Source organism: Staphylospora marina (genome assembly GCF_003856495.1).
GTDB lineage: Bacteria > Bacillota > Bacilli > Thermoactinomycetales > Thermoactinomycetaceae > Staphylospora > Staphylospora marina.
Genome location: NZ_CP034118.1, coordinates 2591672 through 2617116 on the forward strand (window position 1 = coordinate 2591672; position 25445 = coordinate 2617116).

Genomic DNA, 25445 nt, shown 5'->3' on the forward strand with positions numbered 1-25445 from the left:
TCGATCAGAAAGTATCGGACCGTTTCTTCGGACCGTTCCAATCATAATTGGGACGGGGAAGGCGTGATGTCCCCGTCCTCTTGTGATCCTGAAACAACCGTCGATTAGAACAGGCCGAGCAGAACCATGATGCCGAATGCCACGGAGATGATCGGCAGAGCCTCGACCAGACCGATTCCGATGAAGGTTTGTCCGAACAGCAGGGAACGAGCTTCCGGTTGACGGGCGATTCCTTCCAGATAACGGCTGAACAGCATTGCGTTACCGATAGCACCTGCGACTGCAGCAAACGTGATCATGATAGCACCAGCGATGATGGACATTCAGAATTCCTCCTTATGGATGATTTGTGGTTCAGGATGTGATCAGTGATCAGAAGCCAGCTTCTGTGACATGTACACCATGGCCAACACGGTGAACACATACGCCTGGATGGTTCCCACGAAGATGGAGTATCCCAGCCAAACGATCAGCGGCGCTCCGAGAAACAGGTTTTTGCCCATGAGCATGACCGCGATCAGGATTTCCCCCGCGAAAATGTTTGCCCAAAGCCGCATGCCGTGAGTGACCGGCTTGGCCACTTCGTCGATCACGTGAAGCGGGAACATCACCGCGAATGGCTGGAAATAATGCTTGATGTATGACTTCGGCGATTTCCGGAAACCGAGAAAGTGGGCCACGATGGTAATGGCGAACGCCATGGAAATGGTCACGTTGATATCGGCCGTCGGGGATTTCCACCACGCGTAAGCATGATGTTCGTCTCCGTGAGCCGGTTCAATTCCCAGGAACGGGATGGGCTCATGAGGCTCGGTGATCACGTTGAAGATCAAACCAAGCTGGTTGGCGATGAAGATGAACAAGAAGAGCGTGAACGCAAACCCGTAAAAGCGTTCTGCGGTTTTCCCCTGAATGTTGGTTTTGACGATGCCCTGGACGAATTCGATGATCATCTCCACCACGTTCTGGATTCCTCTCGGCACTTTGCGCAGTTTTCGGGACGCAAACCATGCCAGCAGGAACACCAGCACGCAGGTCACGGTGGTCGTGATCATGACCGTCACGTCAAACACCACGGGGAAACCGGCCACTTCAAACGAAAGCTTCGGTGTTTTTTCCATGTCCTCCTGGTTCACCCCTTTCCGTCAGGTGTGGACTTGCGCAACCAATCCCACAACTCGAGCAAAATGATCAGTATATAACAAATGGGCAACCCCAGAGGTACCACCCGAACATCGAAGAAATCCGGGTTGAGCGCGGCGATGATGATCGCCAGGGTCGCCATGAGAAAGCGATGGATCATACCGGTGCCTCTCGTTCGACCGTTCCGACCGGACGAGACGACCATTTCGCCGGTCCATTGCATTTTGTACGCCGTGTAGAGAGTGTTGTACAGACTGACGCTGATTCCGAGGATAAAACCGGCGATCAACGGCTTATGAGGGGTAAACGTCCAAATCACCAAAAGCACGGTGAGGATACCGGCAGTGAGGAGTACCACTCTGCGACGAATGGCTTGAATGAATTCCATGGGGAGTTCAGTCCTTCATCAATGCCTTCAGCGTCATGAACGCGCTGAGAAAGCCGAGGCCCAAACCCAAAATCGCTCCGACGATCAGCAGAATCGGTTTGGTCCCCCAGGAAGCGTCCAGCTTGTTACCCAGCCAAGCTCCGCCCACTGCCAGGAGAATGACCTCCGTTCCCATTGAACCGACAACGGCGACCACCTTCCAAGGATTTCCATTCCGTTTCACAGAAATACCCCTTTCCGGATCCATTCCGGGGAAGGCGTCAGTGTGTTGCGAAGCTCCTGGAACGTTCCGAGCAACATTTGCGGATACAGGATGCTTTCCCCTGCCTATAGTAAAGGAGCGGAAACAATATTGTCAACGCTTTCTATAAAAGACATTTGAACAATTCTTCACAATTTGTGCAAATTCTCCGCCGAAAACCCTCTTGCATTCGGGACGGAGCGCATGATCCCCGTGAAATCCGGCCGGTTCGACCTGTCGGGCCAAGCCGTTTTCCCCCGTGATTTGTCCGTTCGTGATCAAAGATGGTCACTTGGTGCCGAACAGCCGGTCTCCCGCATCTCCCAGCCCGGGGACGATATAGCTTTTTTCGTTGAGTCTCTCATCCACCGCGGCGGCATAGATGTCGATGTCATCGTGCTCGGCGTGCACCCGTTTCACGCCTTCGGGCGCGGCGATCAGGCACATGAGCTTGATGTTTCTCGCTCCCATCTTTTTCAGCTCGGTGATGGCTGCGGCCGCCGAACCTCCCGTGGCCAGCATCGGATCGATCACGATCAGGTCCCGCTCGCCGATGTCGGACGGCATCTTGGAATAGTACATCACCGGCTCCAACGTTTCGGGATCCCGATACATTCCGAGATGCCCCACTTTTGCCGTCGGAATCAATTTGAGAATGCCGTCGACCATGCCGAGGCCCGCGCGCAGAATCGGAACCAGTCCGATTTTCTTTCCGGCCAGCACCTTGCATTTGGCCGTGGCCACCGGCGTTTCCACTTCCACTTCGCGAAGCGGCATGTCACGCGTGATCTCGTACGCCATCAGTGCCGCGACCTCGTCCACCAGTTCCCGGAATTCTTTCGTTCCGGTCCGTTTGTCGCGAATGTGGGTCAGTTTGTGCTGAATGAGCGGATGGTCAAACACATACAGATTGCCCACCGGTCTCCACCTCCGTCTTGAATCGCTTCTTCCTTGCCCATCTGATAGTTAACCACAAGATGGGCCATGCCCACAACCGCTTCGTAGGCTTTTGATGGCATTTGAATATTTTTTCCTTCTGATATAAAAAACAACCGCCCGCAACGGGCGGTTGAAAAGGTCGGTCAACCGAGATCTTCATAGAGGGGGAAACGCTTGGTGAGTTCGTTCACCCGCTTGCGGGCGGCTTCCAGCGTTTCCGCGTCCTCGGGGTTTTTGAGCGTGATCGCCATGATGTCCGCGATTTCATCCATCGCTTCCCCGTCCATGCCGCGGCTGGTGACGGCGGCGGTGCCGATCCGGATGCCGCTGGTGACGAACGGGCTCTCGGGATCGAACGGAATGGCGTTTTTGTTGGTGGTGATGCCGATTTCGTCCAGCACGTGCTCGGCCCGTTTGCCGGTCAGACCCAGATTGCGGACGTCGATCAGAATGAGGTGGTTGTCCGTACCGCCGGAGATCAGTTGGAAACCGCGGCTTTTCAGACCTTCGGCCAGGCGGGCGGCGTTGGACACGATGGCGGCCGAGTAGGCTTTGAAATCATCGGTGAGCGCCTCTCCCAAGGCGACCGCTTTGGCGGCGATCACATGCATCAGGGGGCCTCCCTGAATGCCCGGGAACACGGATTTGTCAATCTGTTTGGCGTACTGTTCCTTGCACAAAATCATGCCGCCGCGCGGGCCCCTCAGGGTTTTGTGGGTGGTGGTGGTCACGAAGTCCGCGTACGGTACCGGGCTCGGATGATGTCCGGTGGCGACCAGACCGGCGATGTGCGCCATGTCCACCATCAGATAAGCGCCCACTTCATCGGCGATCTCACGGAATTTGGCGAAATCGATGACGCGGGGATACGCGCTGGCGCCGGCGACGATCAGTTTCGGCTTGTGCTCCAGGGCCGCTTTCCGCACTTCCTCATAATCGATCATGTGCGTTTCCGGATCGACGCCGTAAGCGACGAAATTGTACAGCTGGCCGGAGAAGTTGACCGGGCTTCCGTGCGTCAGGTGTCCGCCGTGGGCCAAATTCATGCCGAGCACCGTGTCTCCGGGTTTCAGCACGGCGAAATACACCGCCATGTTGGCCTGGGCTCCGGAATGCGGCTGCACGTTGGCGTGTTCGGCGCCGAACAATTCCTTCGCGCGGTTTCTGGCCAGCTCCTCCACCACGTCGACATGTTCGCATCCGCCGTAATACCGGCGGCCGGGATACCCCTCGGCATACTTGTTGGTCAACACGGTGCCGAGGGCCTCCAGCACCGACCGGGAGACGAAGTTTTCCGAAGCGATGAGCTCGATCTTGCTTTGCTGGCGGTGCAGTTCCTCACGAATGGCTTCCGCGACTTGCGGATCCGTGTGCTTCAAATGCTGCATGTCTCTTCCCCCTTGTCATCCGGAAACACGGCATACGGCGGGATTCAACGGCATTCCCGCGCGGACGGGCCGGCTTCCTGCTTGAGTTCGTAAACGGCGCGGGCGCCGCCGATCAATTTGGGTCGGGTCGCGGCCAGGGTGACGCGGGCTTCCCCCACGGTTTTGCTCCTCGGCCGGACCGGGACGGCCACCGGCTTCAGATGCATGCCGATCAGGGTTTCCCCGATGTCAATGGCCGCATCCGCCCGTACGTGTTCGGCCAATCTGGCGTCCCGAAGGTGCCGGAAGGCGTGGGCCGCCATCGCCCCACCGGCCTCCGGCACGGGAACGGCGGTGACCTCCGTGAGCCCGAACCGCTCCAACGTCTCCGCCTCCACGACCAATGCCCGGTTGAGGTGTTCGCAACACTGAAACGCCAGATGAAATCCATGCTTGTCCCGGATTTCCCGGATTCCTTCGAACAGGGCGGCGGCAATGTCCCGACTTCCCGACGTTCCGATGCGACGTCCGGCCACCTCCGAAGTGCTGCAACCCACCACCAGCAGATGGCGGGATGAAAGCGGCTTCACGCTCAGCAAATCCTCCAGCGCTTCCCGGACCTCGCGACGAATCCGGACCAGATCCACGTCAGCCATGAAGGTCACCCCTCAAGCGCACGGATTTTCTCCACGCGTCGCCCGTGGCGGCCTCCGGCAAAGTCGGTGGAGAGCCAAGCCCGGACGATGGAACGGGCCAGATCCGGTCCGATCACCCGTTCACCCAACGCGAGCACATTGGCGTTGTTGTGTTCGCGGCTCATGCGGGCGGAGTATTCATCGGACACCACGGCGCAACGAACGCCTTTCACCTTGTTGGCCGCGATGGACATCCCGATGCCCGTTCCGCAGATCAGGATGCCGAAGTCGAATTCCCCGGAAGCCACCCGTTCCGCCACCGGGCGGGCGTAATCCGGATAATCGACCGATTCTTCCCCGTGGCAACCCGCATCTTCGTAAGAGACACCCATTTCCTCGAGCAGCTGTTTGATTTCCCGCTTCAGTCTGAGTCCCCCGTGGTCGGATCCCAAAAGCACGCGCAACCTTCTCTCCTCCTTGGTTTTCCCTCAAAATGACGGCGTCATCGTTCACGCGGTCCGTCCGGATTCCTCTCCCGCTTGAGACGGTCGAGAATCCTGCGGATCGCCGTTTCCAGTTCATCGGCGCAGCGGCGGTACTCCTCGACCGAACCCCCGAACGGGTCGGCAACGTCCAGACTCCCGTCCAGCCGACCGATGCGCTTCAGCAAATCCCGTTCTTCTTCGAGCAGGACTTTCGACTCCCTGTTCCAAGCTTCTTCCGCTTCTTTCGTCCAGCGGCCCCCGGCCGGAATGGAAAAGCGGCGTTGCAATTCCGCACGTTTTTCCTCCAGTTCCACGTAAAGCCTGTCCAATCTTCGATACAGCTCTTCCACTCCGGTGTCCAGGAGAGCGAATTCCTTGAGCGTGAACACTTTGTCACCGGATTCCGGAAAATCGTGCATGATGAGCGCTTTGTGACGGGTGGTCATCGTCAGAATCAGATCGGCGCGGCGCACCTCTTCTCTCGTCAGGGAGCGCGAACGGTGCGTGAGTTCGATCCCACGTTCCCGGAGAACCCGGACGGCATGGGCGGAAGCTCCCGATCCGTCCGACGCGGCCACTCCCGCCGAACGCGCCTTCACGTCCAGTCCTTCTTCCCGGGCCATTTTTGCCAGCAGCGCTTCCGCCATCGGGCTTCTGCAAGTGTTTCCCGTACAGACGAACAATACTCTCAGCAAAACGGTTCACCTCAATTCGCCTGTTCTCAGGATGGGTGGAACAGACGGATGATATGCAGGAATGATTCCCCCTCCGGCTGACGGAGGTCACGGACGGAAAACCGCATGCACAAAAAAAGAGCCCGACAACCCGACCGGTCGGTCGCCCCTCCCGCTTCAAAACCGTTTCTCCGTTTCCCGGGACGGGGTCGCTTTTGGCTTATGTGATCGCCGTGTCCGGCGTGTGTATGTCCAGGGCAGGGAACATGCCGAAAAAGAGGGAGTATCCCCTCTCTTTTTACTTTACAGAATGAAAAGAGGCGGGGCAATAGGCTTCCCTGCCCGGATCGCCGACACTTCCGCCGAAAACGCATGAACCGCTCGCGATCGGAGACGGTTCCTTACCACAGGAATTTGCTCCCGAGAATCACCAAAATGAGACCTCCCAGCGCTTCTCCGTAGGTGCCCGCCCAGCTTCCCACAAACCGTCCCACCGCCAGCCCGGTTCCGGCCATGATCGAGCCGGCACAGCCGAACAGAAGAATCGCCATCGCAAGATCGGCGGAAAACAATCCCAGACTGAGTCCCGCGGACAGGGAATCGAGACTGACACTGACGGAAAACAACAGAACACCCGCCCAGGAGCTGACCGACACGCTTCGCTCCTTTTCTTCCGGCTCTCCCCGGAACACCTGGAGCAGCATGCCGACTCCCAACAGACAAAGCATGGCTCCCCCCAAGGCCGCGGCAATTTCCCGCATCACCGATGACAACCACTGTCCCAGCAGAATCCCCGCCAACGGCATCAAGACGTGAAACGCACCGATGGACAGGCTGAGCCGGGTCATCATCCACGGGGAAAGCCGCTTCATGCCCAAACCGATTCCGAGGGAGAAGGCGTCCATTCCCAAGGCCACCGCAATCAGAGACATGGTGATCAATTGTCCCCATTGGGGCATGGACCAATCCATCCCGGAACCCCCTCCCCTTGTACATGCTCGTCTCCAGCTTATGTACCGCCCGACGGAAAAAGAACCGGAGTTTCCCGGTCCAAGCATCCCGCGCACATCAAGGTTCCGGATCACAAAAAAATCTCCCTGCGGCCGCCATCGGCCGAGGGAGCCTGAACCCGTTTCCCCGGTTCATTCGTCATCCGGGATGAATGTCTTTCCTTCCGCCGCTTTTCGCAGCCGGTTCATGACGGAGTGAAACAACCCTTCTTCCGGAAACGTCTCCGCCAGAATCAGATCGACGTCCTCTTCGTCAAACCGGCGCAGCGACGCATACAGCGCCCGGGCCACACTGGAGGGGTCGGATCGTCGGCCGCAACTCACCACCACGTCGGCCCGGTAATGATCCTCGCTTTCTTCCGTGGTGAGCACGCCGGTCCGTTTTCCTTGTCTGCGGGCCTCTTCCAACATCCGGTTGATCCGCTTGCGGGCTTCTTCGGGAGAGCCCGCCACGAGCCAAAGCTCCCCCCGCGGAGCATAGTGCCGGTATTTCATGCCCGGGGACTTGGGGGCCCGGCTTGCGGAAATCCCGCCGCCGTCCACTTCCAACGACCCGACCGTCCGGCGAATCTCTTCCGCGGAGATGCCGCCGGGCCGAAGGAGCACCGGAACCGGTCCCGTCACATCCACCACGGAAGATTCCACGCCCACGCCGCAAGGCCCTCCATCCAGCAACACATCGATCCGTCCGCGCAAATCCTCGAACACATGTCGCGCCTCCGTGGGACTGGGACGGCCGGACCGGTTGGCGCTCGGAGCGGCCACCGGAATTCCCGCCTCCAGGATGAGAGCCCGCGCGACGGGATGGGACGGCACCCGCACCGCCACCGTCGGCAGTCCCGCCGTCACCCGCGGCGACAGATTTCCGCGGTGAGGGAGCACCAAGGTCAGCGGTCCCGGCCAGAACGCCTCCGCCAATTTCCGGGCAGCGGGCGTGATCTCTTCCACCCAGTCCGCCAAACCGGACGCATCCCCCAGATGAATGATGAGTGGATTGTCGGACGGCCTCCCCTTGGCGGCGAAAATGCCGGACACGGCCTCGTCGCACGTGGCATCCGCTCCCAATCCGTACACCGTCTCCGTCGGAAACGCCACCAACCCTCCGTTTCGGAGGAATTCGGCCGCCTTGCGAATCTCTTCCGACGAGCGGAGACTTCGCTCATCCCCTCCCCGGGGAAGTTTCCACCACCGAGTCTCCTTGCTGTCCAAGATGTTCATACCCCTTTTGCGCAACCGTTCGTTGCCTGTTCCCGGGACCCGGCCGTCCGGCCCCCGCCGGTCCGCGCGGGCCGCATCACCGGACATTCCCGGTTCGACTTTCCCCATGATACCACAAATCGCGAAAGGCTTGTCCAGCGATGCCCCGCCGGCTGTCACCGGATCAGGACCGGCCCGAAAAGCCGGTCATCCGCCTCCGGCGTTCCTCTCCCCGGTCGGGACGGTGATGCGGCAAACCATCGGAACACCTCCGCGGGAGTGTCCGAGGTGTTCGGATTTTTGCAAGGCTTCGGGCAGGGATTCCCGGTCCGTTTCTTCAAATCCCCATTCCCGAAAAAACGAGGAAGAGGCTCCGGCCAACAGGTACACCCGGGACAACTTCAGTTCTTTCGCATATTCCATCAGGAATTTCATCATCTGGACGCCCACTTTTCCGTTCCAGGGTCCCCGTTTGAGCACGAATGACCGGATCAATCCGAACTCCCCGTACACTTCCATGCCGACCGCACCGACCATCTCCGGCACGCCCTCCGTTTCCGGCCGTTCCACCACGAAAAAATGGCGAATGTGGGGCTCGATGCCCCGATCATTGAGCCCCGCTTCTTTCAAGAGACGTCTCACCCGGAACAAGTCTTCCTCCGACGCCCTTCTGACCAGAAACAACGTTGCCACCATCCTTCCCTTGCACACCTTGTCCCTTTCAGCCATATGCAGGGAGTCACCCGGACAGAACAAAAAAAGCCGGAAGATCTCCGGCGGCGGGAAGGCTGTCGGGCGTGCGGAGGCAACAGGCAGTCCACCCCCGCGGTTTATTCTCCGAACCATTCCTTGATCGCGTCCCACAGAAAGAACCGCACTTCCAAGGGCTCCGGGGAGACGGGGCGCTCCTCACGGAAATCCCCGGCGGCGTACACATCCTCCACCGTGCCGAGCGAAGCGGTGAACGATGCGGGATTTCCGGCCGGCTTGATCGCATCTCCGTTTTGCATGTCGATGAAGCAGAGCGGCGGGAACAGCACGCACCACCAATTCTCCCCCTTGCCGTCGCCGATCTTCACCAGGAGCGCTTCGTACTCACCGGCGGGATAAAGACGTTCCCCGTAGAGCTTGGTGGGAAACGGAACCTTTCCGAACGTGACTTCCACCTGTTCGTCAAATCCGTTCTCTTTCACGGTGCGGGAAGCCAGCCGTTGCAGTTCGGGCATGCGGCTTTGAATCAGCGACCGGGCTTCCTCGATGTTTCGGGGTTGATCTTTCCAGGTGCCGATGCTTTTCACCAGTTCATCGCGAACTCTGCGTTTGATCCACTGGTCTTCCGGACGGTCGCTGTGCGCGAGAATGCGCAGGCGGATCGCCTGTTCGGGAATCTCACCGACGGATGAGGAAATCGGAATCTCCGCCGTTTCCGCGGTCGAATGAATCCACCAGACATACACACCGACAATGAGTGCAATGAGTCCGATCATGAATCCGGCAGAACCGTGCTTTTTCGGTTTCCGGCGATGAACTTTCCGTTTCATCCCTCGTCCCTCCCCTGTTCCTGTTACTCAGTATGGACAGGGGCGGAGAGATTTAACCCGATTGTTTTTCAAATATTCACACCGAAGGCAACAGCCGCGCTTTCACGATCCGGTCTTTTCCCGCCAGATCCGGCAGCACGTGAACCTCGGCATCCGGAAACGCTTCTTTGAGGATTTGCCGGACGGCCGTTCCCTGGTCATGGCCGATTTCGAAAAACAGCCGGTCCGGCCGGCCCGGCCATCGGCTGAGCTCCGCCGCCATCACCCGGTAAGGCCCGAGCCCGTCCGTCCCGCCGTCGAGGGCCAGACGGGGCTCATGGTCACGCACTTCCGGCTGCAACCCTCCGATGTCTCCGGTGGGGATGTAGGGCGGATTGGACACCAGCACGTCCGCGGAAATTCCCCGGTTTGCCAAAGGCTTCAGGAAATCGCCGCAAACCCAGTGGATCCGGTTCTCCACTCCGTGCATCCTCGCATTCTCCCGTGCGACGGCAAGCGCCGCTTCCGACACGTCGACGGCGGTCACCCGTGCCTCCGGAAATTCCAGCGCGAGGGTGACGGCAATGGCGCCGCTTCCCGTCCCCGCGTCGACAAAGTGGATCGGTTGCCCGGAAACGTCCTTCAAGTCCCGAATCACGGTCTCCACCAGGATTTCCGTCTCCGGCCTCGGGATCAGCACATCGGGGGTGACCCGGAACGTCCGCCCGAAAAAGTCCTGATGTCCCAACAAATACTGGAGGGGTTCCCCTTGCGTCCTGCGCCGAAGCCATTCCTCCAGGCGGGAAGCGGTTTCGGGCGGTAAAGGATCCGACAGCCCGGAAAAGAACCGGGTCCGGTCCCGACCGGTCAATTCCCGGATCATCACTTCGGCTTCCCATTCGGCGGATGCCACCCGATGCTCGCGCAAAAAAGAAGAAGCCCGCAGCCAGGCTTCACGAACGGTGCGCGGAAAAGACATGTCCGTTCCCTCCTCAGGAAGTCGGCGAGGCCGCTTCCTGCTGACGTTTGAGCAGTTCGGTCTGTTCGTGCAGGATCAGGGCATCGATGATCTCCTGCAACTCGCCGTCCAGAACCTGATTCAGCTTGTGAATCGTCAAACCGATCCGGTGATCGGTCACGCGGCTCTGCGGGAAATTGTAGGTGCGAATCCGCTCCGAACGATCCCCCGTTCCCACGGCGGACCGGCGGGCATCCGCCCGTTTGGCCATCTCTTCCTGCCGTTTCAGATCGAACAGCCGGGCGCGCAAAATGCGAAGAGCCTTGTCTTTGTTGGTGTTCTGCGACTTCTCATCCTGACAGGAAACGACGATGCCGGTGGGCAAATGGGTGATGCGGACCGCGGATTTGGTCGTGTTCACGCTTTGCCCTCCGGGACCGCTGGAGCAGAACGTATCGATTCGGAGATCCTTTTCGTGAATCTCCACTTCGATCTCTTCCGCTTCGGGGAGCACCGCCACGGTGGCCGTGGACGTGTGAATGCGTCCGCCCGATTCGGTTTCCGGCACCCGTTGAACCCGATGGGCCCCGCTTTCGTATTTCAGGCGGCTGTACGCTCCCCTCCCCACGATGGAAAACACCACTTCCTTGAAGCCTCCGAGGCCGGTGGCGTTCGCTTCCATCAGCTCCACTTTCCATCCCTGCCGTTCCGCGTAGCGGGTGTACATGCGGAACAGATCCGCGGCAAACAAAGCGGCTTCCTCCCCGCCCGCCGCACCGCGAATCTCCACGATCACGTTTTTGTCGTCATGCGGATCCTTGGGCAAAAGGAGAATCTTGATTCGTTCTTCCAATTCCTCCTTGCGGGCGGTGAGAGCGTTCACTTCTTCTTTCACCAGTTCCCGCATCTCCTCATCAAGCTTGTCCGCCAGCATCTCCCTGGCTTCCGACAGCTGCCGCACCACGTCCCGGTACTCCAGATAAGCCCGGTTCTGCTCTTCCAGTGCCGCCTGCTCCTTGGAGACTTCCCGCAATTTCCCGGCGTCGTTCAGCACGTCGGGATCGCACAGAAGCCGGCTCAATTCCTCATATCGCTTGTGGATCGCCTCAAGACGTTCCAGCACGTTTTCTCACTCCCGAACATCCAGGTGGTTAAGAGCATCGTTCGGCCATTCGACGAAAGAAACCGGAAATTCACTCGGAACGGGACCTCATCTCCCGATTCGTCCGCAACAATGATCTTGCCGTCCGCTTGATCACGTCATTTGATTGTACCATACGGGCGAAGGTTTGGAAAAGTGAACCGGTCCGCGCCCGTTCGTGATATGATGAGGGAGAAAAACCGAATCAAGGGAGCGCTGCATGTCCATGACTTGGGAGTTGTTGGCCGAAATCATCTTGTTTGTTTGGATCACCCTGACTGTGATCCTGCTGAACCTGTCCGAAAAGTATCGCCGCCTCGGGACCGGCGGCAAGGAAACGGGATGGCCGGCATTCACCTTGATCATTGTCCTGTACTCGATCATGTTTCTGAACGGGATCATCTTGTCTTTTGCGGGAGCCTTGCTCCCCCTGGACCCTGAAATGACGGAAACGAACATCGGGATGGTGATGTGGGTCCTGGCCCTGCTCGCCCTGTTGCTGCTCGTTCCCGCCGTTCGCAGGCTTCTGTCCCGATGGATCCCCATCGATCCGGAAAACCGTCTGCACGCCGGTGCCTTGTCTCTGAGCATGATCATCGCTATCAATCTGGGGACGACGCTGGCCTTCGGACTGGAAGATCTCAGCGAATACGCCGCCACCCCCGATTTTTCGGAGGTGTTGGTCCAAATCTGGTCGCAAAATCTTCTGTTTCTGCTGATCTCACTGCTCGGCGTCGGATGGCTCATCCGCCGAAGCGGACGGGAAGTCCTGCAGCGGTTGGGATTCACCCGGCCATCCCCCGTGGCCGTCCTGAAAGGCGCAGGAGTCGGTCTGGTGCTGATGGTGGTGGCGGCGCTGGCGGAACAGCTGGCTGCCAACGTGGAATGGTTGTATGACCCGCACGTCGAAGAGATGACGGAAAAATTGCTGGGGCCTCTGCTGACATCTCCGCTGGGCATCCTGACGCTCGGTCTGGCGGCGGCTCTCGGAGAGGAGACCCTGTTCCGGGGAGCCCTTCAACCGCGCTTCGGACTGCTCCCGACCTCGGTCCTGTTCACCCTTTCCCATGTCCAATACGGCCTTTCCATGGCCACATTGGTGGTGTTCCTTTTGGGACTTTATCTGGGATGGGTGCGGCAGCGTGAGGGGACGGTGATGTGCATGGTGATTCACGCCACGTACAACATGGGTTTGGGGGTATTGAGCCTGTACATGGGCTCGTGAGGGAAAAGACTCCCATGGGGGTTGGAGGAAATGACTCATGCGAAGCAGATGAGATGACACACCCCCGGTCCCTCCAGGGCCGGGGTACTCGAATTTCAGGCCATGTTGAGCCGTTTCGCCCGTTCCCTTGACCGTGGGGACCCGGAATCATGGAATGAGAAAGAGAATTCGAATGGAGGACACACTAAGGCCATGATTGAGAAACTGCTGGTCTTTGTCTTGTTCTTCCTGATTGTGATCGTGATTCTGCTGAACACGTCCGAAAAATATCGCCCCTCGGGGGGATTACCGCCTTTCATGCAAGAACTTGTGAAATTGGGTTTTCGAATCAGAAACCCTTGGATCGTCCTCCCTTATTTTTTGATCTTTGCCCTGTACTTGATGGTTTTTTTTTCGGAATCATGACCTCTGTCGGGGGACTCGCGTATTCCTTGTATCCCGAAAATGAGGAATGGTTAGGCATGACCATGCTCGGAATGGCTATATGGGTTCCGGCACTGCTCGCCCTGTTGCTGCTCGTTATCGATGTTCGCAAACTCCTGGCCCGATGGATCCCCATTGATCCGGAAAACCGTGTGCACACCGGTGCCCTGACACTGAGCATGTTGATCGTCATCTGTTCAGGATTGACGCTTTCCATCGGAATGGAGAATCTCAGCCTGGCCGTCCCCTCCCTTGACTTTTGGGAAGCGATGGCTTTCCTGCGGTTTCAGAATCTTCTGCTCTTGATGCTTTCGCTGCTTGGCGTCGGTTGGCTCATCCGCCGAAGCGGGCAAGAAGTCCTGAAGCGGCTAGGATTCACCCAACCTTCCCCCGGAGCCGTCTTCAGAGGAGTGGTTGTCGGTCTGGTCCTGACGGTGGTGGCGGCGTTTGCGGATCAACTGGCTTCCAACGTTCAATGGCAGTATGACCTATATGTCGAATTGTTGACGGAAAAATGGACGGGACCTCTTCTTACATCCCCGATGGGCATTCTGAGCCTCGGGCTGGCAGCCATTGGAGAAGAAACCCTGTTTCGGGGAGCCCTTCAACCTCGCTTCGGACTGCTCTTGACCTCGGTCCTGTTCACCCTCTTCCACTTCCATTACGGCCTCTCCGTTGCCACCTTGGTGGTGCTCCTGCTGGGGCTGTGTCTCGGATGGGTGCGGCAGCGTGAGGGGATGGTGATGTGCATGGTGATCCACGCCACGTACAACATCGGATCGGGAGTATGGAGCCTGTACATGGGCTCGTTACGAAAAAACCGACCCGGGGGGTCGGAAGAGACACATGCGAAGCGAATGAGATGAAACACCCCCGTTCCTTCCGGGGCCGGGGGCGTTCAGTATCAAGCTGCAGCCAAAGCGGTTTTGCATCACGATTCAAAAGCGACGTGTGTTTCCCGCCCGCTGACGCTTACAGCTTCTTTTCCAGTTCCAGTTCGTCATGGATGGGGATGTTGTAAGATCCCACCAAGGGAATCGCGGGCTTCCGTTTGCGTGCCTCATCAATGGCGCCGGGATGCACCGCGACGATCCGGTATCCGCGACGTTGATAGAAACGCAACGCATCCAAATTGTCGTTGGAAGTGATCAGCCATACCCGGCGCACCCCGGCTTGACGGGCGGCCTGTTCAAAGGCGGTCAGAAGCATGGTTCCGATCCCCGAACCGCCAACCGTGGCGTTGAGACTCAAAAGCTCCCATTCCTCTGTCCCCGGGTGATAGGTCGCCGCACCGACACGGGTCTCATTGTCCCATGCAATGAAAGCCTCCAAGTCCCCAACGTGATGTGTCTTTCCTCTTGTCACCATCGTTTCTCCGCCCCACTCGGACACCCACAAATCCCTCAGCCATTGCCGGTCTTCTCCGGTCAACGGGGGACGGATGCCGATGTTGCTTTTTTCCTTCATCATCATCACCGGTCACAAACATGATCTTCCGTGAAAGCGAGTGGCACATCCTGCTTGGCGAGCGAACCTGCCTGATTTCCGGTCCTCCGCCAACCTTCCCTCCGGACCGTTTTCAACCGTTTGAGCTCTCCGGCAGTTCATGACAATGACGGCAACGGGCTTCGTACTGCTCCGAAGCTCCCACCAGAATCACCGGTTGATCCGGAGCGGCGGGACGACCGTTGATCAACCGCTGCGTCCGGCTGGCGGGTCCGCCGCAGATCACGCAAATGGCCTGCAACTTGGTGACGGATTCCGCCACCGCCAGCAACACCGGCGTCGGTCCGAACGGTTCTCCGCGGAAATCCTGATCCAGTCCCGCGCAAATCACCCGTTTTCCCGAGTCAGCCAGCTGTTGGCAAACATGTACGATCTCCGGTTCGAAAAACTGGATTTCATCGATGGCCACCACATCGGTATCTTCCAACACATGTTCCAGGATCTCGGCCGCGGACGTGACGGCCTTGGCCTCGGCCATCCATCCGTTGTGCGAAGCGATCGCCTCCTGATGATAGCGATTGTCGATCGCCGGCTTGAACGCCTGGACCCTCAACTTCGCGATCCGTGCCCGCGTGATTCGACGGATCAACTCCTCGCTTTTGCCCGAAAACATCCCGCCGCAGATCAATTCAATCCAACCTCGGCGCGCGAGGTGAGGATGTTCATGTTTCATTGTTGCGATCCTCCAGTTTCCCCGTTCAAGCAAAAAGGCAAGCAGACCGATGTGCTTGCCCTTCATTTCCCGCATTATTTCAGATTGTATTTCTTCTTGAAACGATCGACGCGTCCGCCCTTGTTCACGATTTTCTGTTTGCCGGTGTAGAACGGATGGCACTCGGAGCAAATGTCAACGCGCAGATTTTCCACGGTGGATCCGGTTTCGAATGTATTTCCACACGCACAGGTGACGGTCGTCAGCTTGTAAGCCGGATGAATGCCTGCTTTCATCGTTATCACCTCTTTTCATTGCCGTTCAAGGAAGTCAATCACTGGTGTATTATAGCATGTTCCGAATGATAGGGCAAGCGACTCCGTCCCGCGCGGACCAACCGTTCTTCCGGCGTGACAGGCCCGGAAAAGCGAACCCGCCCGGAAAGGATGAACGACCCGGTCCTCCGGTGATTCATCGCACGTTCCGCCGGAGAACCGGGTCGTCGGGGCGCCCCCGTTTCGTGATTCGTTCTATCTGTCAAAAGGCCGGAGACATGATCTGGAAATGATTACTTGCCCAACACCGAGAGAGGATTGATCGGCCGGCCGTCTTTTCTGACCTCAAAGTGCAGATGATATCCGGTCGCGTTCCCGGACCGTCCCATGTTTCCGATCACGCGGCCCCGCTCAACGGTTTCTCCCTTGCTCACCCCGATCCGGCTGAGGTGAGCATAGGCCGTGGTCCATCCCCCGCCGTGATCGATGACCACGATGTTCCCGTAATTGCCCGAATACCCGGCTTCCTTGACCACGCCGGGTGCAGCCGCCCGGATCAGCGCGTTGGAACGGGCCGAACTCCAGATGTCGATCCCTTTGTGCTGCCGCCCCGATCTCCAGCCGAATTTGCTCGTGATGCTTCCCCTGACCGGCCAACTGAATGACACCGGTCCCAGGTTCAGGTCGGGAAGATCGGCAAGGCGGACACTGCTTTTCTTGCGCGTTTTCTTCTGTTTTGCCACGGAACGGTACACCGCGGTTTTCTGCTCTTCCAACCGGTACGGGACAGCCACCAGCTGTCCGGGATGCATGGTTTCCGGATTCTTCAGGGCCGGGTTGAGCCACAGAATCAGCCACGGAGTCGTTTTGTGCTCCTTGGCAAGGCTCTCCGCGGTATCGCCGCCTTTCAGCGGCACCCATTTGCGGCAAAGCGGAATCTTCAGCTCCTGGTTCACTCTCAGCAAATCAGGATCCGGCAAGCGGTTGTATGCCGCCAGTTCCCCGACGGAAACTCCGAACAGGCCGCTGATTTTGGTCAGTGTATCTCCTTTCTTCACTTGCCAGGTGAGCGGTGTGGTTTCCGCCCTTGCGGCCAATTGCCCATCCGAAGCCAAGAAGATGGGATTGAGCAGGTACCCGGTCACACCGTGCACCGCTTCTTTCTCATCACCCTGGTCCAACCCCGGGACGGCTTCCCTGGCATACACGGGATGCTTGCCGGATCCCGCGAGCCAAGACGCCGAAGCGGAACAGACCGCCAGAGATGCGGCAACCAGCGCTCGTTTGGAAGACATGTCAGCACCTCACAGAGAGGAAGAGTGTGGGGGGTCACCCCGGTTCCATCTTTATGAACGGGGTGCTCGACATATGACCCGCTGAAGCCGCAAGCCGCGGACCCGGCGCTCCCGCACGTTCCGCCTGACGCGTCCCGAACGCGGATGGCCCCGTTTTCGCCCGAACACAAAGGCCGGCCCTCCCGAAAGGGATGGCCGGCCCGGTTTCAGGACACGGATGAAGCCTGCTTCACCGTTTTCGGCTCCAGCGAAGCGAAAAAATCGGCATTGGTCTTCGTGTTTTTCAGCCGCTTGATGAGCGCCTCGGTCACATCCGGAGAATCTCCGAGGGATTTTCGCAGTTGCCACAGCTTTTCCAGTTCCTGTTTGGAGAGCAGCAAGTCTTCCCGACGCGTTCCGGAACGGCGCACGTCGATGGCCGGGAAAATCCGCCGCTCGGCCAGTTTGCGGTCCAGATGGAGCTCGAGGTTCCCCGTTCCCTTGAATTCCTCGTAAATCACGTCATCCATTCGTGAACCCGTCTCCACCAGCGCCGTGGCCAGGATGGTCAGGCTGCCCCCTTCCTCCACGTTGCGGGCCGCACCGAAAAAGCGCTTCGGCCGATGCAACGCGGCCGGGTCGATCCCGCCGGAAAGGGTTCTGCCGCTGGGCGGAATGACCAGATTGTACGCCCGGGCGAGGCGGGTGATGCTGTCCATCAGGATCACCACGTCTTTTTTGTGCTCCACCAGTCGTTGGGCACGTTCAAGCACCAGTTCCGCCACTTTGATGTGGTGCTCCGGCAATTCGTCAAAGGTGGAACTCACCACTTCCGCTTTGACGGACCGTTGCATGTCGGTCACTTCTTCGGGGCGTTCATCGATCAGCAACACAAACAGCTCAATGTCCGGGTAGTTCTCGGAAATGCTGTTGGCGATTTCCTTGAGAAGCATGGTTTTTCCCGCTTTGGGCTGGGCAACGATCAGACCGCGTTGGCCGAGACCGACCGGCGCGATCAGATCCATCATCCGGGTGGAGATTCGATCCGGCGTGGTTTCGAGAATGAGGCGTTTTTGCGGATAAAGCGGTGTCAGGGAGGCAAAATGCAGACGTTCCGCGGCGTGATTGGGGTCTTCGCCGTTCACCGCTTCCACGTGCAGAAGTCCGAAGTACCGTTCGTTTTCTTTCGGCGGACGTACCTTGCCGGACACCAAATCGCCCGTTCGCAAGTCAAACCGTCGGATCTGGGAGGCGGATATGTATATGTCTTCCGATGAAGGCATGTAATTCATCGGCCTGAGGAATCCGTATCCCTCCGGCAGCACGTCCAGCACGCCTTCCATGAACATCAGACCGTCTCGCTCCGCTTTTGCCTTCAAAATGGCGAAGATGAGCTCTTTCTTTTTCATTTGGGAATAGTAAGGAATCTGATATTCCTTCGCCAGTTTGTACAGATCCACCAACCGGCGGTTTTCCAGTTCGCTGATTGTTAGTCCGTCCGTCATGGGATCATCACCACTCGATTTTTTGAAAATCTCCCCGGATGGACGAGGAGGTTTGAACAAGAGGGGCCTTCGCGAGCCCGTCCGGCGTCGGGCTCACGAAAGCGGAACTCCTTTGCCTGTCCCGTACGGGTCGCCTCCGTTTCTTTCCCATGAGCGGAGGCGGAAGGTTCGCGGAAACACGAAACCGGCCCGTGCCGCCCCGGTCTCCCGAACCTCCTCCTCTCCGGAACCGGCATCAATGAGATCCCGGTTCTGCCAATGATCACAGCACCAGGTTGGGTTTTTTCTCCAGACGGTGCGTTCCGTCCATGAAGCGGACGGTTCCGGTCTTGGCGCGCATGACCACGGAATGGGTGGTGGCGATGCTGCCCTGATAGCGGACGCCGCGAAGCAGCTCCCCGTCCGTCACGCCGGTGGCCGCGAAAATGGCGTCGTCCCCTTTGACCAAATCTTCCATCCGCAACACTTTGCCCGGATCCTTGATCCCCATTTTCAGGCAGCGCTCCATCTCTTCCTTCGTTTGGGGAAGCAGACGTCCCTGGATTTCCCCTCCGAGACACTTGAGCGCCACGGCCGCCAGCACTCCTTCCGGCGCACCTCCGGAACCGAACAGGATGTCCACCCCGGTGTCCGGAAAGCCGGTGTGAATGGCCGCAGCCACGTCTCCGTCGGGAATCAGCTTGATGCGCGCCCCTGCCTTGCGGATCTCTTCGATCAGCCGGGCATGTCTGGGACGGTCCAGCACCACGGCCACCAAGTCTTCCACATCTTTGCCGGTGGCACGGGCCACCGCTTTCAAATTGTCTTCCACGGGTGCGTCAATGTCAACCTGACCCACGGCTTTCGGCCCCACCGCCAACTTGTCCATGTACATGTCCGGGGCGTGCAGCAGACACCCCCGGTCGGCGACCGCCACGACGGAAATGGCATTCCACAGGCCTTTGGCCACGATGTTGGTTCCTTCGAGCGGATCGACGGCCACATCCAGTTCGGGCCCCGTATCCATTCCCAATTTCTCGCCGATGTACAACATGGGAGCCTCATCCATCTCTCCCTCGCCGATCACGACCGTCCCGCGCATCGGGATCGTGTCGAAGACGGCTCGCATCGCCTCGGTGGCCGCACCGTCCGCCTCATCTTTCTTGCCGTACCCCATCCAGCGGGCGGAGGCGATGGCCGCCGCCTCCGTGACGCGAACCAGTTCCATGGTCAAACTGCGTTCCATCCCTCTGACAACTCCTCGTTTTCATCTTGCATCCGCGACATGTTTGCGGCATCTCCGTTCGTTGGACAACAGTATGTCACAACTCACAAATAGAGTAACACATATCTCCGCAAACGGACAGTTCCTCAGGCAGATTCCGCTCGGAACCGGACGCCGAGTCCGGCCAGTTTGGCTTTCAGATTTTCCAATCGGCGTCCCAACGTCTCCGTTCCGTTGAGTTCGGAAATTCCTTCCGTCTGCAGCGCCGCAATGAGCAAAGCGACTCCGGTCTCGGGATCGCGAATCTGAAGGGAAGTCGGATAGAGACGGCTTTCCCCTTCGATGACGGCGGCTCTTCCCTCCACCTTGAGTTTCGCTCCCATTTTGCGGAGCTCCGGAGCATGATGAAACCTGGAGAAAATGTTGTCCACGATCAGACTGGTTCCCGATGAACGGATGAGAAGCGATGAAAACGAAGGTTGCAGATCGGCCGGGAATCCGGGATAGGGGTGGGTTTTCACGTCGACGGCGCCGTAGCCTTTCCGTCCCGACACGATGACGGCTTCATCTTCCCCGCGGATGCCGGCACCCATTTCTTTCAATTTTGCAGCCACTGACTCGAGATGTTCGGGAATCACCGGCTCCATCCGCACTTCCCCGCCCGTGGCGGCCGCGGCGATCATCCACATTCCCGCTTCAAACCGATCGGGAATGAGGGCGTGACAAGCCCCTTTGAGCCGACGGTTTCCCTCCACGCGAATGACGTCGGTTCCCGCTCCCTTGACTTCGGCCCCCATGGCCGACAGGAACGTGGCCACATCGATCACTTCGGGATCCTTGGCGGCATTTTCGATCACCGTTTTCCCCTCGGCTCCCATGGCGGCGAGCATGATGTTGATGGTGGCGTACGGGCTCACCACATCCAGGTAGATCCGGGCCCCTTTCAGCCGGTCCGCTTCGATCTCAAGCCGGTCTCCCCGCAGCACCACATTCGCTCCCATCGCTTCAAATCCCTTCAGATGCTGGTCCAGATGGGGCGTCAGATAGCCGGCATTGGCCAACCGGGCGGACACCTTTCCGAATCGTCCGAGCAAGGCTCCGATGAGATACAGGGAGGACCAGAGCGGATGGCGGATATGCACCGGTGATTTCGGCACCAAAGAGGGGTCGATGGTGAGGGTCCGATTGCCGCGGTCCACGGATACCGTCGCATCCAATTCCTGAAGGAGTTCGATGTACCGCTCCACGTCACCGACCATCGGGACGTTTTCCAGCACGGACGGCGAATCGGCCAAAAGTGCGGCGGGTATCATGGCAAGTGCACTTTTCGCCGACCCGCTGATCGTGACCGTTCCGACAAGCGGCTTTCCACCTTGGATGATCCATTTGCCCATACCCAGACCTCGCTCGCTTGGTATAAGAAATCCGGCGGAAGGCACCGCGCCCGCCGCCAGATTCCGCCTCATTTGCCGAAACCGGCTTTTTTCCAGTCAGCTTCGAATTTCTCGATTCCGAGATCGGTCAGAGGATGGCGGGTCATCTGTTCCATCACCTTGAAGGGGACGGTGGCGATGTGCGCTCCCGCCAACGCCGCCTGTGTCACGTGCACCGGATGCCGGACGCTGGCGGCAATGATTTCCGTTCCGATCCCGTGAATCCGGAAAATTTCCGCCACTTCACGGATCAGCGCCGTTCCGTCATGCCCGATGTCATCCAGCCGTCCGACAAACGGGCTGACAAACGCGGCACCGGCCCGTGCGGCCATCAGTGCCTGATTGGCGGAAAAAATGAGTGTCACGTTGGTTTTGATCCCCTGCTTTGCGAAATGATGGACCGCCTTGAGACCTTCCGTCGTCATCGGCACTTTGATGGTCACGTTTTCGGAGAATGCGGCCCACCGTTCGCCTTCTTCAATCATTCCCCCGGCATCGCGGCTCATCACTTCCGCACTGACGGGTCCGTCGACGATTTCGAGGATTTCCCGGAGCACTTCTTCAAACGGGCGCCCCGACTTGGCCACCAGCGTCGGGTTGGTCGTCACTCCCGCCAGAATGCCCCATTCGTTCACCCTGCGAATCTCATCGACGATCGCCGTGTCCAAGAAGAACTTCACTACCCATCATCTCCCAATTTCCCCCGCCGGAAACCGGTCAAACCCCGGCAATCTCTTTCGGTCATCAGACGGCGATCAGGCCTTGCCCGAGCTTCCGAACAGGCGCATTTTGCCCTTGACGACTTCCTTGATGGCTTCGCGGGCCGGACCCAGATATTTCCGAGGATCGATCATGTCCGGATTTTTGGCCAGCAGCTCGCGAACCACATTCGTTTGTGCCACCTGGTTTTCGGTGTTCACGTTGATCTTGCCGACGCCGAGTGAAACCGCTTTCCGGATCGACTCGTCCGGCACGCCGGAACCGCCGTGCAGCACGATCGGCGCCTCGATGTTTTTCGCCACTTTTTCAATGATGTCAAAGCGGATTTTCGGTTCGCCCTTGTACATGCCGTGAGCGGTGCCCACCGCGATCGCCAGGGCGTCGACACGGGTTTCTTCCCAGAAGCGGATCGCTTCATCCGGATCGGCCAGCATGGCGTCTTCTTCCGCCACGTTCAGGTCGTCCTCCACGCCTCCGATGGTTCCCAGCTCGCCCTCGACGGAAACCCCGACGGCATGGGCGGCTTCCACCACCTTTTTGGTCAGGCGGATGTTTTCTTCGAACGGATAGTGCGAACCGTCAAACATGACGGAAGAAAATCCGGCGCGAATGCACTTCATGACCATTTCGAAACTGCTGCCGTGGTCAAGGTGAAGCGCCACCGGAAGGCCGGATTCACGTGCGGCCACTTTGGCGAGAGCCACCACGTTGTTCAGACCCATGTACTTGATGGCGCCTTCGCTTGCGCCGAAAATGAGCGGGGAACGTTCTTCCTTCGCGGCCTCGATGATGGCTTGCACATATTCCAGGTTATTCATATTGAATTGCCCGACGGCAAAGCCTTCTTTTTTGGCGCGAGGCAAAAATGCGTTCATGGAAACAAGCGGCATACAAGGGCCTCCTTTTTCGCTTCTGTACAGGGACTTCTGTTTTACGGCTTAATGATAACAAAATCCTGCCGCCTGTGCGAGGGGGAACGCCGAACCCAAGACGGATGCCGCCGCCGGCCGATGAAAAAAGCCGGTCGGCCGGATCCGTTCCGACCTGACCGGCGCCCCCGACGTTCCGCCCTCAGACGAGCCCGAGCATCTTCCGGGCTTCATCGGGGGTGGCCACTTCCCGCTCCATTTCCCGGGCAATGCGAACCACGCGCCTGACCAGCTGTGCGTTCGTGGCCAACTCGCCCTTCCGGTAATAAATGTTGTCTTCCAGCCCCACCCGAACGTGACCGCCCAGCACGATGCCGAGCGCGGACATCGGCAGCTGGTGACGTCCCACGCCCGCCACGGTCCAGGTGGCACCCGGCGGAAGTTGCCGCACCAGATGAAGCAAATGATCGGCGGTGGCGGGAATTCCTCCGGGCACCCCCATCACGAAATCAAAATGCAGGTGCCTGTCCTTGAAATATCCCTTTCTGACAAGCCTGAGCGCGTTTTCCACCATTCCCGCTTCGAAGATTTCAAATTCGGGGGCCACGTTGTACCGTTCGAATTCCTCCGCAAACCGTTCAATCATGTCCGGGGGATTCATGAACACCCCGTTGCCGAAGTTGACCGTTCCCGTGGTGAGCGAGGCCATCTCCGGCTTGAGCGACACGGGCTGAAGCCGTTCTTCGGCGCTCATTCCCACCGCTCCGCCCGTGGACACCTGGATGATGATGTCCGTCTTCCTGCGAATCAATTCAATGGCCCGGCGGTATACCTCGCGATCCTGGGTGGGATTCCCCGCATCGTCACGCACATGGATGTGGGCGATGGCCGCCCCCGCTTCCCTCGCCTCCATGGCGGCTTCGGCGATCTCCTCGGGGGTGACCGGAAGCCAGGGAGTGTCTTCACGGGTGACCTCGGCCCCCACCAACGCTGCCGTGATGATCAACTTGTCCATTTCGGTTCCTCCTCACAAAAAAACGCCGCCTCAGCGACCTTTCGGCACCACGCAGGTACCCGATGCCCGAGCGACCAGGAGGGGCTCTTCCAGGACACGGGCTTTCCACGGCCGGGCAGGGTCGATGCCCGCTTCGATCGTCTTGTATGCTTCAAAGACGATGCGACGGCTGGTGTTCCCGACTTTTTCAAGCCGTCCCACCGCCTCGATATAGTCACCGGCATGAACGGGTGCCTTGAATTCGACGAGATCATAAGCAACAAACAAACCTTCGTCACCGTCATGTCGAATCAGAATCTCGGTGGCGACATCCCCGAACAGGGAAAGGATTCTTGCTCCATCCACCAGATTGCCTCCGTAATGGGCGTCTGACTGGCTCATGCGAATGCGGATTTTGGCTTCGACCATCGGTTCAATCGCTCCTCTTGTTGATCTGTCCTGCTGAAGGAACGGAAACAAGTCACGACGCGAGATGGCGGATCACTGCCTGGCGGAGATCTTCGATGTCAAACGGCTTGGTGAAATGCGTGAGTGCCCCCAGGCTTTTCGCCTCGGCCACCATGTCCAGTTCGCCGTAAGCGGTCATCATGATCACTTTTGTCCGGACGTCGAACCGGCGGAGTCGCCTCAGAAGCTCAAGCCCGTCCATCCCCGGCATCTTCATGTCCAACAGGATCAGATCCGGCTGCTGGGTCCGGATCATCTCCAGTGCCTGTTTTCCGTTTGAGGCCTGAAAGACTTCGATGTCGTCCTTCGAGAAGACCTCTTTCAGCAGCAAACGGATGCCATACTGGTCGTCCACGATCAAGATCTTTTTTGCCATGATCCATCGAACCTCCCGCACAACGGACCGTCCGCCGAAAGTCAAACGTCGTTAGGACTATATTTACTGACCGGCATGCCTTTTTCCTGCCGGAACGCGAAAAAATCAATTCCGTTCAGCGGACCGGGATTCCCGTGACACGGACGGATGCCGTCCCCGACGGCATGGTCGGGGCCCGGCATGAATCCCTTCGGCACGGCATGACTTTTGTCCTTCCGACGTTTGTTTCAGGCCAGGCCTTCCTTCAGCTTCGACAGATCGATCAAATCACCGATCCGGTTTCCCTCCGGCTTGGTCAGCCAGGACCGGTCCTTCTCCAGCAGCTGGAAGATCTCGAAGGTGGTCATGGCATCATCCAGTGCCCGGTGATGCCGCCGGTCGCACTCGCGGCCGTACAGGCTGAGCGCCTTCATCAGTCCCGTCTGGTTGCGGTCGCCGTAAAATCGCTTGTATTCCATCGACAGGTCGATCCCGTCATCATGAAAAGGAAAGGATTCCTCCACCCGCTCGCACATTTTGCGAAGCACGTGCAGGTCCATGTTCCCCCATGTCACCACGCGCGTGTCGGGACCGGTCCACTCCCTCAGCCGCTTCAGCAGATCGGCAAAAGCAATGCCTCCGTCAACGTCTTCCTGGGTGATCCCGAGGAACTCCTTGCATCGTTCGGTCAGGACCGGATTCACTTCCGGACGCACAAACGTCCCGAATGACGCTTCCCGCTGTCCGTTCCGGACCGACACCACACCCGCTTCAATGATTTCCGCAAAAAACCCGCGGGCATTTTCCCCCGCTTCCGGCATCGTGAATTCAAAGTCGATGAACA

General features: G+C 58.6%; 31 protein-coding genes. 3 read left to right on the top strand and 28 right to left on the bottom strand.

Features of this window, described 5'->3' with window-relative positions; genetic code table 11:
• Positions 1-104 precede the first annotated feature (104 nt).
• From atpE to prfA, 15 genes are all read right to left on the bottom strand, one after another.
• Entirely contained in the window at positions 105-323 is a 219-nt protein-coding gene (gene atpE, locus EG886_RS12725; protein WP_124728493.1) for a F0F1 ATP synthase subunit C, read from the bottom strand.
• Between the two features lie 42 nt (positions 324-365).
• Entirely contained in the window at positions 366-1121 is a 756-nt protein-coding gene (gene atpB / locus EG886_RS12730; protein WP_124728494.1) for a F0F1 ATP synthase subunit A, read from the bottom strand.
• A gap of 11 nt (positions 1122-1132) precedes the next feature.
• Positions 1133-1531, bottom strand: coding sequence for an ATP synthase subunit I (locus EG886_RS12735; RefSeq protein WP_124728495.1), 399 nt, complete (start codon positions 1529-1531; stop codon positions 1133-1135).
• 7 nt (positions 1532-1538) lie between these two features.
• Positions 1539-1754: an AtpZ/AtpI family protein gene (locus EG886_RS12740; protein ID WP_164491843.1), complete on the bottom strand. Its 216-nt coding sequence runs from the start codon at positions 1752-1754 to the stop codon at positions 1539-1541.
• A gap of 306 nt (positions 1755-2060) precedes the next feature.
• The gene (gene upp / locus EG886_RS12745) at positions 2061-2690 is read right to left on the bottom strand and encodes a uracil phosphoribosyltransferase (protein WP_124728497.1); all 630 of its coding nucleotides are present in this window, start codon (positions 2688-2690) and stop codon (positions 2061-2063) included.
• 164 nt (positions 2691-2854) lie between these two features.
• A complete protein-coding gene (locus tag EG886_RS12750) occupies positions 2855-4099 on the bottom strand; it encodes a serine hydroxymethyltransferase (protein WP_124728498.1) in 1245 nt (414 codons plus the stop codon).
• 44 nt (positions 4100-4143) lie between these two features.
• Positions 4144-4725, bottom strand: a complete 582-nt coding sequence (locus tag EG886_RS12755; RefSeq protein ID WP_206425374.1) for a TIGR01440 family protein — start codon at positions 4723-4725, stop codon at positions 4144-4146.
• 14 nt (positions 4726-4739) lie between these two features.
• Positions 4740-5177: a ribose 5-phosphate isomerase B gene (gene rpiB, locus EG886_RS12760; RefSeq protein WP_124728500.1), complete on the bottom strand. Its 438-nt coding sequence runs from the start codon at positions 5175-5177 to the stop codon at positions 4740-4742.
• A 38-nt stretch (positions 5178-5215) separates the two neighbouring features.
• Positions 5216-5893, bottom strand: a complete 678-nt coding sequence (locus EG886_RS12765) for a low molecular weight protein arginine phosphatase (protein ID WP_241154325.1) — start codon at positions 5891-5893, stop codon at positions 5216-5218.
• Between the two features lie 380 nt (positions 5894-6273).
• The gene (locus EG886_RS12770; RefSeq protein WP_124728501.1) at positions 6274-6843 is read right to left on the bottom strand and encodes a manganese efflux pump MntP; all 570 of its coding nucleotides are present in this window, start codon (positions 6841-6843) and stop codon (positions 6274-6276) included.
• A 171-nt stretch (positions 6844-7014) separates the two neighbouring features.
• On the bottom strand, positions 7015-8100 hold the full coding sequence (locus tag EG886_RS12775; protein WP_124728502.1) for an L-threonylcarbamoyladenylate synthase: 1086 nt from the start codon (positions 8098-8100) through the stop codon (positions 7015-7017).
• 186 nt (positions 8101-8286) lie between these two features.
• Positions 8287-8808: a GNAT family N-acetyltransferase gene (locus EG886_RS12780; RefSeq protein ID WP_124728503.1), complete on the bottom strand. Its 522-nt coding sequence runs from the start codon at positions 8806-8808 to the stop codon at positions 8287-8289.
• A 101-nt stretch (positions 8809-8909) separates the two neighbouring features.
• Positions 8910-9620: a stage II sporulation protein R gene (gene spoIIR, locus EG886_RS12785; protein WP_241154326.1), complete on the bottom strand. Its 711-nt coding sequence runs from the start codon at positions 9618-9620 to the stop codon at positions 8910-8912.
• 76 nt (positions 9621-9696) lie between these two features.
• The gene (gene prmC / locus EG886_RS12790; RefSeq protein WP_124728504.1) at positions 9697-10578 is read right to left on the bottom strand and encodes a peptide chain release factor N(5)-glutamine methyltransferase; all 882 of its coding nucleotides are present in this window, start codon (positions 10576-10578) and stop codon (positions 9697-9699) included.
• A gap of 13 nt (positions 10579-10591) precedes the next feature.
• Positions 10592-11680 carry a peptide chain release factor 1 gene (prfA, locus tag EG886_RS12795; RefSeq protein ID WP_124728505.1) on the bottom strand — a complete coding sequence of 363 codons (1089 nt, stop codon included), beginning with the start codon at positions 11678-11680 and terminating at the stop codon, positions 10592-10594.
• A gap of 238 nt (positions 11681-11918) precedes the next feature.
• Between prfA and EG886_RS12800 the strand changes: the two genes are divergently transcribed.
• The 3 genes from EG886_RS12800 (at position 11919) to EG886_RS12805 (ending at position 14212) form a co-directional block, all read left to right on the top strand.
• A complete protein-coding gene (locus tag EG886_RS12800) occupies positions 11919-12923 on the top strand; it encodes a CPBP family intramembrane glutamic endopeptidase (RefSeq protein WP_124728506.1) in 1005 nt (334 codons plus the stop codon).
• Positions 12924-13115: 192 nt separating this feature from the next.
• Positions 13116-13328 carry a hypothetical protein gene (locus EG886_RS13815; RefSeq protein ID WP_164491845.1) on the top strand — a complete coding sequence of 71 codons (213 nt, stop codon included), beginning with the start codon at positions 13116-13118 and terminating at the stop codon, positions 13326-13328.
• Between the two features lie 56 nt (positions 13329-13384).
• A complete protein-coding gene (locus EG886_RS12805) occupies positions 13385-14212 on the top strand; it encodes a CPBP family intramembrane glutamic endopeptidase (protein ID WP_164491846.1) in 828 nt (275 codons plus the stop codon).
• Positions 14213-14318: 106 nt separating this feature from the next.
• Here the strand turns inward: EG886_RS12805 and EG886_RS12810 are convergent, their stop codons facing one another.
• The 13 genes from EG886_RS12810 to kapD all read right to left on the bottom strand — a co-directional run bounded on the left by EG886_RS12810 (position 14319) and on the right by kapD (position 25422).
• Complete coding sequence (locus tag EG886_RS12810) at positions 14319-14813, bottom strand: GNAT family N-acetyltransferase (RefSeq protein WP_124728508.1); 495 nt, start codon at positions 14811-14813, stop codon at positions 14319-14321.
• 112 nt (positions 14814-14925) lie between these two features.
• Positions 14926-15525, bottom strand: a complete 600-nt coding sequence (locus EG886_RS12815) for a thymidine kinase (protein ID WP_124728509.1) — start codon at positions 15523-15525, stop codon at positions 14926-14928.
• Positions 15526-15599: 74 nt separating this feature from the next.
• Positions 15600-15800: a 50S ribosomal protein L31 gene (gene rpmE, locus EG886_RS12820; RefSeq protein WP_124728510.1), complete on the bottom strand. Its 201-nt coding sequence runs from the start codon at positions 15798-15800 to the stop codon at positions 15600-15602.
• A 272-nt stretch (positions 15801-16072) separates the two neighbouring features.
• Positions 16073-17074, bottom strand: coding sequence for a M23 family metallopeptidase (locus tag EG886_RS12825; RefSeq protein ID WP_124728511.1), 1002 nt, complete (start codon positions 17072-17074; stop codon positions 16073-16075).
• Positions 17075-17280: 206 nt separating this feature from the next.
• A complete protein-coding gene (rho, locus tag EG886_RS12830; RefSeq protein WP_124728512.1) occupies positions 17281-18558 on the bottom strand; it encodes a transcription termination factor Rho in 1278 nt (425 codons plus the stop codon).
• A 262-nt stretch (positions 18559-18820) separates the two neighbouring features.
• A complete protein-coding gene (gene glpX / locus EG886_RS12835) occupies positions 18821-19783 on the bottom strand; it encodes a class II fructose-bisphosphatase (protein WP_124728513.1) in 963 nt (320 codons plus the stop codon).
• 125 nt (positions 19784-19908) lie between these two features.
• Positions 19909-21156, bottom strand: coding sequence for a UDP-N-acetylglucosamine 1-carboxyvinyltransferase (locus EG886_RS12840; protein WP_124728514.1), 1248 nt, complete (start codon positions 21154-21156; stop codon positions 19909-19911).
• 68 nt (positions 21157-21224) lie between these two features.
• The gene (fsa, locus tag EG886_RS12845; protein WP_124728515.1) at positions 21225-21875 is read right to left on the bottom strand and encodes a fructose-6-phosphate aldolase; all 651 of its coding nucleotides are present in this window, start codon (positions 21873-21875) and stop codon (positions 21225-21227) included.
• 75 nt (positions 21876-21950) lie between these two features.
• Positions 21951-22805 carry a class II fructose-1,6-bisphosphate aldolase gene (locus tag EG886_RS12850; protein ID WP_124728516.1) on the bottom strand — a complete coding sequence of 285 codons (855 nt, stop codon included), beginning with the start codon at positions 22803-22805 and terminating at the stop codon, positions 21951-21953.
• Positions 22806-22986: 181 nt separating this feature from the next.
• Positions 22987-23799, bottom strand: a complete 813-nt coding sequence (gene kce, locus EG886_RS12855; RefSeq protein WP_124728517.1) for a 3-keto-5-aminohexanoate cleavage enzyme — start codon at positions 23797-23799, stop codon at positions 22987-22989.
• A 30-nt stretch (positions 23800-23829) separates the two neighbouring features.
• Positions 23830-24207, bottom strand: a complete 378-nt coding sequence (gene kal / locus EG886_RS12860) for a 3-aminobutyryl-CoA ammonia lyase (protein WP_124728518.1) — start codon at positions 24205-24207, stop codon at positions 23830-23832.
• 52 nt (positions 24208-24259) lie between these two features.
• Positions 24260-24622, bottom strand: a complete 363-nt coding sequence (locus EG886_RS12865; RefSeq protein WP_241154327.1) for a response regulator — start codon at positions 24620-24622, stop codon at positions 24260-24262.
• A gap of 227 nt (positions 24623-24849) precedes the next feature.
• A complete protein-coding gene (gene kapD / locus EG886_RS12870; RefSeq protein WP_124728789.1) occupies positions 24850-25422 on the bottom strand; it encodes a 3'-5' exonuclease KapD in 573 nt (190 codons plus the stop codon).
• Positions 25423-25445 lie beyond the last annotated feature (23 nt).

Excerpts from the sequence above, each read along its gene's own strand:
- atpE (WP_124728493.1), bottom strand. The coding sequence starts at position 323 with ATGTCCATCATCGCTGGTGCTATCATGATCACGTTTGCTGCAGTCGCA.
- atpB (WP_124728494.1), bottom strand. The coding sequence starts at position 1,121 with ATGGAAAAAACACCGAAGCTTTCGTTTGAAGTGGCCGGTTTCCCCGTG.
- EG886_RS12735 (WP_124728495.1), bottom strand. The coding sequence starts at position 1,531 with ATGGAATTCATTCAAGCCATTCGTCGCAGAGTGGTACTCCTCACTGCC.
- EG886_RS12750 (WP_124728498.1), bottom strand. The coding sequence starts at position 4,099 with ATGCAGCATTTGAAGCACACGGATCCGCAAGTCGCGGAAGCCATTCGT.
- EG886_RS12770 (WP_124728501.1), bottom strand. The coding sequence starts at position 6,843 with ATGGATTGGTCCATGCCCCAATGGGGACAATTGATCACCATGTCTCTG.
- EG886_RS12775 (WP_124728502.1), bottom strand. The coding sequence starts at position 8,100 with ATGAACATCTTGGACAGCAAGGAGACTCGGTGGTGGAAACTTCCCCGG.
- EG886_RS12780 (WP_124728503.1), bottom strand. The coding sequence starts at position 8,808 with ATGGCTGAAAGGGACAAGGTGTGCAAGGGAAGGATGGTGGCAACGTTG.
- spoIIR (WP_241154326.1), bottom strand. The coding sequence starts at position 9,620 with ATGAAACGGAAAGTTCATCGCCGGAAACCGAAAAAGCACGGTTCTGCC.
- prmC (WP_124728504.1), bottom strand. The coding sequence starts at position 10,578 with ATGTCTTTTCCGCGCACCGTTCGTGAAGCCTGGCTGCGGGCTTCTTCT.
- EG886_RS12800 (WP_124728506.1), top strand. The coding sequence starts at position 11,919 with ATGTCCATGACTTGGGAGTTGTTGGCCGAAATCATCTTGTTTGTTTGG.
- EG886_RS13815 (WP_164491845.1), top strand. The coding sequence starts at position 13,116 with ATGATTGAGAAACTGCTGGTCTTTGTCTTGTTCTTCCTGATTGTGATC.
- EG886_RS12805 (WP_164491846.1), top strand. The coding sequence starts at position 13,385 with ATGACCATGCTCGGAATGGCTATATGGGTTCCGGCACTGCTCGCCCTG.
- EG886_RS12810 (WP_124728508.1), bottom strand. The coding sequence starts at position 14,813 with ATGAAGGAAAAAAGCAACATCGGCATCCGTCCCCCGTTGACCGGAGAA.
- EG886_RS12815 (WP_124728509.1), bottom strand. The coding sequence starts at position 15,525 with ATGAAACATGAACATCCTCACCTCGCGCGCCGAGGTTGGATTGAATTG.
- rpmE (WP_124728510.1), bottom strand. The coding sequence starts at position 15,800 with ATGAAAGCAGGCATTCATCCGGCTTACAAGCTGACGACCGTCACCTGT.
- EG886_RS12825 (WP_124728511.1), bottom strand. The coding sequence starts at position 17,074 with ATGTCTTCCAAACGAGCGCTGGTTGCCGCATCTCTGGCGGTCTGTTCC.
- rho (WP_124728512.1), bottom strand. The coding sequence starts at position 18,558 with ATGACGGACGGACTAACAATCAGCGAACTGGAAAACCGCCGGTTGGTG.
- glpX (WP_124728513.1), bottom strand. The coding sequence starts at position 19,783 with ATGGAACGCAGTTTGACCATGGAACTGGTTCGCGTCACGGAGGCGGCG.
- EG886_RS12840 (WP_124728514.1), bottom strand. The coding sequence starts at position 21,156 with ATGGGCAAATGGATCATCCAAGGTGGAAAGCCGCTTGTCGGAACGGTC.
- EG886_RS12850 (WP_124728516.1), bottom strand. The coding sequence starts at position 22,805 with ATGCCGCTTGTTTCCATGAACGCATTTTTGCCTCGCGCCAAAAAAGAA.
- kce (WP_124728517.1), bottom strand. The coding sequence starts at position 23,799 with ATGGACAAGTTGATCATCACGGCAGCGTTGGTGGGGGCCGAGGTCACC.
- kal (WP_124728518.1), bottom strand. The coding sequence starts at position 24,207 with ATGGTCGAAGCCAAAATCCGCATTCGCATGAGCCAGTCAGACGCCCAT.
- EG886_RS12865 (WP_241154327.1), bottom strand. The coding sequence starts at position 24,622 with ATGGCAAAAAAGATCTTGATCGTGGACGACCAGTATGGCATCCGTTTG.
- kapD (WP_124728789.1), bottom strand. The coding sequence starts at position 25,422 with ATGCCGGAAGCGGGGGAAAATGCCCGCGGGTTTTTTGCGGAAATCATT.